We start from the raw sequence: 8,155 nt of genomic DNA, 5'->3' as shown, positions 1-8,155 counted from the left end.
CCTTGATGATGCGCGGCATCACCAGCTCGGCGGTCTCGAAGGTGGTGAAGCGTTCGCCGCAGTCGGTACACTCGCGCCGGCGGCGTACCTGGTGGCCCTCCGCGGACAGCCGCGAGTCGATCACTCGCGTATCGGCTGCATCGCAGAAGGGGCAGCGCATGGCTCAGTGGAGCAAACGGGGGACAATACCCGTCGTTCCGGCGCAGGCCGGAATCCAGCGACTTACCAGGCACTGGATGCCGGCTTTCGCCGGCATGACGGGAATGCGCATAGCCTCAACCATACACCGGGAAGCGCGCGCACAGCGCCTCGGCCTCGCGGCGCACGCGCTCGATCACGCCGTCCGCCTGGCCGGCCTCCAGCGCATCCAGCACGTCGCAGATCCAGCCCGCGACCTGGCGCATCTCGGCCTCCCTGAAGCCGCGCGTGGTCGAGGCCGGCGAGCCGATGCGCAGACCCGAGGTGACGAAGGCCGAGCGCGGGTCGCCCGGCACGGAATTCTTGTTGACCGTCAGGTGCGCGCGGCCGAGCGCGGCCTCGGCGTCCTTGCCGGTGGTGTTGCGGCCGATCAGGTCCACCAGGAACAGGTGGTTGTCGGTGCCGCCGGACACGATCTTGTAGCCGCGCTGGAGCATGACTTCCGCCATGGCCCGGGCGTTCTTGACGACCTGCTTCTGGTAGTCGCGGAAGTCCGGCTGCAGCGCTTCCTTGAAGGCCACCGCCTTGGCGGCGATGACATGCATCAGCGGCCCGCCCTGGATGCCCGGGAATACGGCGGAGTTGAGCTTCTTGTAGAAGTCCTCGCCCTGGCCCTTGGCCAGGATGATGCCGCCGCGCGGGCCGCGCAGGGTCTTGTGCGTGGTGCTGGTGACGACGTGCGCGTGCGGCAGCGGGCTGGGGTACTCGCCCGCCGCGATCAGGCCGGCGACATGCGCCATGTCCACCCAGAACATCGCGCCGACCTGGTCGGCGATGGCGCGCATGCGTGCCCAGTCCTTGACCCGCGAATAGGCCGAAAAGCCGCCGATCAGCAGCTTCGGTCTGGTTTCCAGCGCGATACGTTCCATCTCGTCGTAGTTGATCACGCCGGTGGCGGGGTCCAGGCCGTAGGGCACGACCTTGTAGTGCTTGCCGGAGAAATTGGCCGGGTGGCCGTGGGTCAGGTGCCCGCCCTGAGCCAGGTTCATGCCCATCACGGTGTCGCCGGGATTGACCAGCGCCATGAACACCGCGGCGTTGGCCTGGGCGCCGGAATGCGGCTGCACGTTGGCGTAATCGCAATCGAACAGCTGCTTGACGCGGTCGATGGCCAGCTGCTCGGCCACGTCCACGTGCTCGCAACCGCCATAGTAACGCTTGCCCGGGTAGCCCTCGGCGTACTTGTTGGTCAGCACCGAGCCCTGGGCCTCCAGTACACGCGGGCTGGCGTAGTTCTCGGAGGCGATCAGCTCGATGTGTGCCTCTTGCCGCCGGCGCTCGGCCGCGATGGCGGCCGCCAGTTCGTCGTCATAGCCGGCGATACGCAGGGACTCGCTGAACATCTGGACGGGCTCCCGGGTGCGGTTTCGAGGCGCGCATTGTAGCGCAGCGGGGGCTGCAGCCCCAGATGTTGGGAGGCCGGGCAGGCCAGGCCCCCGCCCGTTGTAGCGCCTTCTGCCTTGCCCCGGACTCGATCCGGGGGGAAGGGCTGGTCAGTCGACCGGAAGCGGGGGCTTGGCCGGGGTGGCCATTCTGGCCGAGACCTCGAGCATCAGCTCCAGCGCCTTGCGCGCCTCGCTGGCGTCGGGCTCGGGCACCTTGATCGGGTTCACGACCTGCCCCGCGACCAGATTCTCCAGCACCCAGGCGAGGTGCTGCGGGTCGGTGCGGAACATGGTCGAGCACATGCACACCACCGGCGACATGAACTGGACCATCACCCCTTTGGGTCGCATCTCGTGATGCAGGCGATTGACCAGGTTCAGCTCGGTGCCCACCAGCCAGTGCGTGCCCGGTTTCGACGCGCGCACGGTGTTGAGGATGTACTCGGTCGAGCCGACATAGTCCGACTTCTCGCAGACCTCGAAGGCGTTCTCGGGGTGCGAGATCACCTTGCCGTCGGGGTGCTGCTTGCGGAAGTTGTCGATATGCGCCGGCTGGAACATCTGGTGCACCGAGCAGTGCCCCTTCCACAGGATGATCTTGGCCTTGCGGATCTGTTCCTCCGTCAGCCCGCCGCGCGGCTTCTCGAAATCCCACAGCAGCATTTCGTCCAGCGGGATGCCCATGCGGTAGCCGGTGTTGCGGCCCAGGTGCTGGTCGGGGAAGAACAGCACTTTCTCGCGGCGCGAGAAGGCCCACTCCAGGATGGGTCTTGCGTTGCTCGAGGTGCAGACGATGCCGCCGTGCCGGCCGCAGAAGGCTTTCAGGTCGGCGGCCGAGTTGATGTAGGTGACCGGCGTGACGGTTTCGTCCGGGTCCAGCACCTCGGCCAGTTCCTTCCAGCAGCGGTTGACCTTGGCCAGGTTGGCCATGTCGGCCATGGAGCAGCCGGCGGCCAGGTCGGGCAGGATCGAGACCTGCTCCGGGCGCGAGAGGATATCGGCCACCTCGGCCATGAAGTGCACGCCGCAGAACACGATGTACTCGGCGTCGGATTGGGCGGCATGCTGCGACAGCTTGAGCGAATCGCCGGTGTAGTCGGCGTGCCGGAACACCTCGTCGCGCTGGTAGTGGTGGCCGAGGATGACCACGCGCTTGCCCAGCGCCTGCTTGGCGGCAAGGATGCGCGCCTCGCAGCTGTCGTCGTCGAGGTCGGCGAAGTGCTGGATGGCGAGTGCGGTGGCGGCCATGGCCCGAAACGAAGTGTCTTGCCTACACCGGCATTATACGCCCGGCACCGGCCCCGCTCACTCGAGGCAGGCGGGGCCGATGGGCAGCGGGTTCGGGTTGTTGCAGGGGCAACCGGGGCGCGAGTTGGAGGGATTCGAGCCGGCCGCCTGCACCGGGCACTGGTCCGAGCCGTCGGCGACGCCGTCGTTGTCGTCGTCCGTGTCGCAGGCGTCGCCCTGGGCATCGCCGTCGGTGTTCAGCTGGTCGGCGTTGGCCACCAGCGGGCAGTTGTCCGCGCTGTCGGCGTCGCCGTCGTTGTCGTCGTCCGCGTCGCAGGCGTCGCCGCCGTCGGCGGCACCGTCGGTATTGGCCTGGTCGGCGTTGGCGACATTGGGGCAGTTGTCGCTGGCGTCGATCACGCCGTCGCCGTCCGTATCCTCGCAGCCGTCGTCGTTGACCGAGGCCCCCGGCGGCGTGTTCGGGCACAGGTCCTGCGCGTCCGCGACGCCGTCGCCGTCCGCATCCTGGATGACGCTGAGCGTGGCGTCGGGTGAGGTCACGCTGCCGAAGCGCGCGCGCACCGTCGCATTGCCGGCCGCCAGCCCGAGGGCGCGGCCGGTCAGGCCGCTGGCATTGCTGACGATGGCCGTGGCGCTGGCATCGGATTCCCAGATCACGGCGCTGGTCAGGTCCTGGGTACCGCCGCCGCTCAAGCTGCCGATCGCCTGCAGCTGCGCTGCGCCGCCCAGCGGCACGGTGCAGGGCGAACAGGCGTTGCCTTCGCCGTCGGTGATGGCCAGGCTGGCCAGGCTGGCGTTGGTGGTCAGGTTGGTCGTGGGACAGGCCGGCAGGGTGGTAGCGGTGTCGGTGTCGCAGAAACCGCCGCGCAGAGCCGTCACCACGACCGGGGTCGAGCTGCTCTCGAGGGCGGTGATGAGATTGCGCAGCAGGCTGCCGAACACGGCGACATCGGTATCGGAGGACGACCAGAACACGTCTTGGCTCAGGTCATAGCTATTGCCATCGGTAAACTGTCCCGTGGCATTAAATGCCAACGTCGTGCCTGAAATCATGCTGGGATTCTGTGGGCTGATCTGCAAAGCCACAGGCGGACTCAAGTCGGTACGAAGCGTTGCAGTGTTGACATTCAGGGTCACGTCATTGCCGGCGACGTCATTGGTGCCGTCGCCCTCGGCGCCGAACTGGTCCAGCACGGTCTTCAGGGTGGCGCTGCCCTGCGATAGTGCCAGCACGCGGTTGCCCGTAAAGCGTGCCCGCAGTGACGCCTGGCTCGGGTTGGCGGGGTCCACGGCGCTGTACCGTACCAGACCGGTGACGTCCTGCAGGAAATCCCCGTAGCGGGCCTGCACCGTCAGCGGCAGGCTGACCTGCGGCGGCAGCGTCAGCGGGCCGGCCGGCGACACCGTGAGGGCCGTCAGCGCCTTGTTATGCACCTTGAACGCGAAGCTGGGCCGGCCGTCGGCGCCGCAGGCGGCGATACCGGTATCGGCGGTAATGGTGACCGTGTCGACCGTACCGCTGGTCGCGGTCTTCTTGGGCACGATGAAGAAGCGCAGCGTGCGCGAATCCAGGCTCTGCGCCTCGACCGTGGCGATGCTGGTGTCGCTGCTCTGCCACTCGACCCGGTCGGAGATGTCCACGCGGGTCTGCGCGCCGGGCGCGCCGAAGATGCCGGTCAGGAACAACGGCAGGCGCAGGTCGCCGATCGCGGTCTGCGACTGCGCGCTCGTGATCTCCAGCCGTGCGGCTTGGATGCGGACCTCCTGGGTAGCGCTCAATGAACCGAATTCCGCGCGGATGATGGCCGTGCCACCCACGGCGCCGGACGGCGTGACCACGCCCTTGGCGAAGTCGCTGCCGGCCCCGCCGTTGCTGATCGGAATGCCGGCCGCGTTGGAGGAGGACCAGCTCAGCCCCACACGTTGACTGATGTCCTCCACACCGCCATCGTCGAAGGTCCCGAACACACGCAGCTGAGTCGGCACGCACCTTGGAATTTCCAGTACGCCAGCGGGCTGATTACCGCTGGCATCGACGATGCGCAGGCTGGCCAGCGTATTGCCCTCGCCGACGCCGCTGCTGCCACAGGCCGCCAGCAAGACGGCGGCGGCCAGGCCGGCCGCGGCACGGATGCGGTCAATCGCAAAACGGCGGATGCTCATGGAACACTCGGAAGCTGAACGGAAAGCCGGTAAATCAGCACCGAGCATACCACGTCATGCGCTCTGCGCAGGACGGCTGCGCGTCGCGCACCCTCCCCCACGATCACCACCCTCAGGCCCGGCCTGGCTCGGGCTTGAGCCGCAGGCCAAGCTCACGCAGCTGGGCCGGCGTGACGGTTCCCGGCGCGTCGGTCAGCGGGCAGTGCGCGCTTTGCGTCTTGGGGAAGGCGATGACCTCGCGGATCGAGTTCGCGCCAGTCATCAGCATCACAAGCCGGTCTATGCCGAAGGCCAGGCCGCCGTGCGGCGGCGTGCCGTACCGAAGTGCCTCCAGCAGGAAACCGAACTTCTGCTGCGCCTCCTCGCGCGTGATGCCAAGGATGTCGAACACCGCCTGCTGCAGCTCGTTGCGGTGGATACGCACCGAGCCGCCGCCCAGCTCGGTGCCGTTGAGCACCATGTCATAGGCGCGCGACACCGCCTCGCCGGGGTTGGCCACCAGCGCCTCGACCGAGTCCACGCGTGGCGCGGTGAAGGGGTGGTGCAGGGCCTGCCAGCGGCGTTCTTTGTCGTCCCACTCGAACATCGGGAAGTCCACCACCCACAGCGGCTTCCAGCCGGTATCCACCAGGCCGCGATCACGGCCCACGCGCAGGCGCAGCGCGCCCAGCGCCTCGTTGACGATGCGTGCCTTGTCGGCGCCGAAGAACAAGAGGTCGCCGTCGGCCGCGCCGCTGCGCGCGAGGATGCCCGTGACTGCCGCGTCGCTGAGGAACTTCAGGATCGGCGACTGCAGGCCGTCACGGCCCTGCGCCACGGACACGACTTTGACGTAGGCCAAACCCTTGGCGCCGAACTGCTTGACGAAGTCGGTGTAGTCGTCGATGACCGAGCGGCTGAGATCGCCGCCGCCCGGCACGCGCAACACCGCCACCCGGCCCTGCGGGTCGGCGGCGGGGCCGGCGAAGACCTTGAACTCGGAATCCCGGACCAGGTCACCGACCTCGACCAGCTCCAGGGGGATGCGCAGGTCGGGCTTGTCCGAACCATAGCGCGCCATAGCCTCGGCATAGGTCATGCGCGGGAACGGGTCGGGCAGCGCCACCGCCAGCACCTCGGCAAACAGGCGGCGGATCATGTCCTCCACCAGCGCCATGATTTGCTGCTCGTCCAGGAACGAGGTCTCGATGTCGAGCTGGGTGAACTCGGGCTGGCGGTCGGCGCGCAAGTCCTCGTCGCGGAAGCAGCGCGCGATCTGGTAGTAGCGCTCCAGCCCCGCCATCATCAGCAGCTGCTTGAACAGTTGCGGCGACTGCGGCAGCGCGAAGAAATGCCCCGGATGCGTGCGGCTGGGCACCAGGTAGTCGCGCGCACCCTCGGGCGTGGCCCGGGTCAGGATCGGCGTTTCCGTTTCGACGAAGCCTGCCTCGTCGAGGTAGGTACGCAGGCTGCGGACGATGCGCGCGCGCAGCAGCAGCTGGCGCTGCATCTGCGGGCGGCGCAGGTCGATGTAACGGTAGCGCAGGCGCGTTTCCTCGCTGACGCTGTCGTCGTCGAGCTGGAACGGCGGCGGCTCGGCGCGGTTCAGGATTTCCAGTTCCGTGCCCAGCACCTCCACCATGCCGGTGGGCAGCCGGGGATTGCGCGTGCCCTCGGGCCGCAGCCGCACGCTGCCGGCCACGCGCACCACGTATTCGTTGCGCAGGCGCTCGGCCAGCGCGAACACCTCGGGCCGGTCCGGATCGAACACCAGCTGCACCAGCCCGCTGCGGTCGCGCAGGTCGATGAAGATCACGCCGCCGTGGTCACGGCGGCGGTTGACCCAGCCGGCCAGCGTCACGCACTGGCCGACGAGGGCTTCGGTGAGGTCACCGCAGGAATGGCTGCGCATGGGGAGTCCGGACCGGAAAAGGCCGCGATTTTAGCAGGTTGCGGCCGATGCCGAGCAAGCGCCCGTCAGGCCTTGCTCTTGGCGGCGGTGCGCTGGCCGGCCGGCACGGGGGTGGCGTCGGGCGTCGCCACGCCCAGCGAAATGATCATGCGCATGGCCTCCTCGACCGACATGTCGAGGGTGAGGATGTCCTCGCGCGGCACCAGGATGATGAAACCGGAGGTGGGGTTGGGCGTGGTCGGCACGAACACGGTCGCCAGCTCGCGGCCGGTTTTCTCGCGCGCCTCCCACAGCGGCCCGCCGGTGATGAAGGCGATGGTCCACAGGCCCTTGCGCGGATACTCGACCAGGATGACCTGGCGGAACGAGGTGCCGCCCTCGCCCAGCACCATGTCGGCCAGCTGCTTGGAGCCGGAATAGACCGAACGCACCAGCGGCACCCGCCCCAGCATGGACTCGGCCCAGCGCACCACGCGCGCGCCGATGAAGTTGTCGGCCAGGAAACCGACCGCCAGCACCAGCAGCAGGATCAGCACGATACCGATGCCGGGCACCGAGAAACCCAGCAGCGCCTCCGGGCGCAGCGCGGGTGGGACCAGCAGCAGGCTCTTGTCCACCAGCCCGACCAGGAAATCCACGACGAACAGGGTGATGCCGAGCGGCACCAGCACCATGAGCCCGGCAAACAGCCAGCGGCGGATGTAGTGCTTGTGGCGGCTCATGCCGATTCCGTCTTGCCCGCTGTCGCTGGCTGCGCCGCAGCGGGCGCCGGCTTGGCCTCGGATTTGGCGGCAGCGCCGTCGGGCTTGGTTTCGGACGGCTTGGCCGCATCGCCGGCGAGATTGCGCTTCTTTTCCTTGTCGCTCTTGAAGTCGGTCTCGTACCAGCCCCCGCCCTTGAGGCGGAAGGACGGCGCCGAGATCTTGCGCACCAGCGACGGCTGGCCGCAGTCGGGGCAATCGGTGAGGGGGTTGTCGCTCAGCTTCTGCAGCCGCTCGGTTTCGCGGCCGCAGGCGCGGCAGAGGTATTCGTAGATCGGCATGCTTTCACGGGTAGCCTGAAACTGCGAAAAGTATAGCTGTCATGAAGAGCTTCGGTCAGCCAGCCGGCATCCGGCAGTCAAGGACCTGAGGGTATCAGGAATTTTGTGTGTGGGGCATAACATGACGACACCAAGGAGCATGTATGCCACGCAAGAAGAAGACGCTGCCGGCGGCAGGGCCGGCGATTGAGTTGCCCGAGGAGTTGCTTGAGAAGCTGATTCCGGGGC

7 protein-coding genes are annotated in these 8,155 nt (G+C 67.8%); all 7 read right to left on the bottom strand.

Features of this window, described 5'->3' with window-relative positions; all coding sequences use genetic code 11:
• On the bottom strand, nucleotides 1-160 hold a 160-nt coding region (locus VNJ47_09365; GenBank protein HXG29041.1), incomplete at its 3' end, for a transcriptional regulator NrdR.
• Between the two features lie 115 nt (nucleotides 161-275).
• On the bottom strand, nucleotides 276-1,541 hold the full coding sequence (gene glyA, locus VNJ47_09360; GenBank protein HXG29040.1) for a serine hydroxymethyltransferase: 1,266 nt from the start codon (nucleotides 1,539-1,541) through the stop codon (nucleotides 276-278).
• Between the two features lie 150 nt (nucleotides 1,542-1,691).
• A complete protein-coding gene (gene nadA / locus VNJ47_09355) occupies nucleotides 1,692-2,831 on the bottom strand; it encodes a quinolinate synthase NadA (protein ID HXG29039.1) in 1,140 nt (379 codons plus the stop codon).
• A gap of 57 nt (nucleotides 2,832-2,888) precedes the next feature.
• Nucleotides 2,889-4,994, bottom strand: coding sequence for a thrombospondin type 3 repeat-containing protein (locus VNJ47_09350; GenBank protein HXG29038.1), 2,106 nt, complete (start codon nucleotides 4,992-4,994; stop codon nucleotides 2,889-2,891).
• Nucleotides 4,995-5,106: 112 nt separating this feature from the next.
• On the bottom strand, nucleotides 5,107-6,885 hold the full coding sequence (gene aspS, locus VNJ47_09345; protein HXG29037.1) for an aspartate--tRNA ligase: 1,779 nt from the start codon (nucleotides 6,883-6,885) through the stop codon (nucleotides 5,107-5,109).
• Nucleotides 6,886-6,950: 65 nt separating this feature from the next.
• Entirely contained in the window at nucleotides 6,951-7,607 is a 657-nt protein-coding gene (locus VNJ47_09340) for a DUF502 domain-containing protein (GenBank protein ID HXG29036.1), read from the bottom strand.
• Nucleotides 7,604-7,927 (bottom strand): zinc ribbon domain-containing protein, encoded by a 324-nt coding sequence (locus VNJ47_09335; protein ID HXG29035.1) that lies wholly within the window; start codon nucleotides 7,925-7,927, stop codon nucleotides 7,604-7,606. The genes VNJ47_09340 and VNJ47_09335 overlap by 4 nt, the downstream gene beginning before the upstream one ends.
• Between the last annotated feature and the right edge of the window lie 228 nt (nucleotides 7,928-8,155).

Source organism: Nevskiales bacterium (assembly GCA_035574475.1).
In the GTDB taxonomy this organism is placed as follows: domain Bacteria; phylum Pseudomonadota; class Gammaproteobacteria; order Nevskiales; family DATLYR01; genus DATLYR01.
This window is presented reverse-complemented; position numbering and strand designations above follow the sequence as displayed.

Excerpts from the sequence above, each read along its gene's own strand:
- VNJ47_09340 (HXG29036.1), bottom strand. The coding sequence starts at position 7,607 with ATGAGCCGCCACAAGCACTACATCCGCCGCTGGCTGTTTGCCGGGCTC.
- VNJ47_09350 (HXG29038.1), bottom strand. The coding sequence starts at position 4,994 with ATGAGCATCCGCCGTTTTGCGATTGACCGCATCCGTGCCGCGGCCGGC.
- glyA (HXG29040.1), bottom strand. The coding sequence starts at position 1,541 with ATGTTCAGCGAGTCCCTGCGTATCGCCGGCTATGACGACGAACTGGCG.
- aspS (HXG29037.1), bottom strand. The coding sequence starts at position 6,885 with ATGCGCAGCCATTCCTGCGGTGACCTCACCGAAGCCCTCGTCGGCCAG.
- VNJ47_09335 (HXG29035.1), bottom strand. The coding sequence starts at position 7,927 with ATGCCGATCTACGAATACCTCTGCCGCGCCTGCGGCCGCGAAACCGAG.
- nadA (HXG29039.1), bottom strand. The coding sequence starts at position 2,831 with ATGGCCGCCACCGCACTCGCCATCCAGCACTTCGCCGACCTCGACGAC.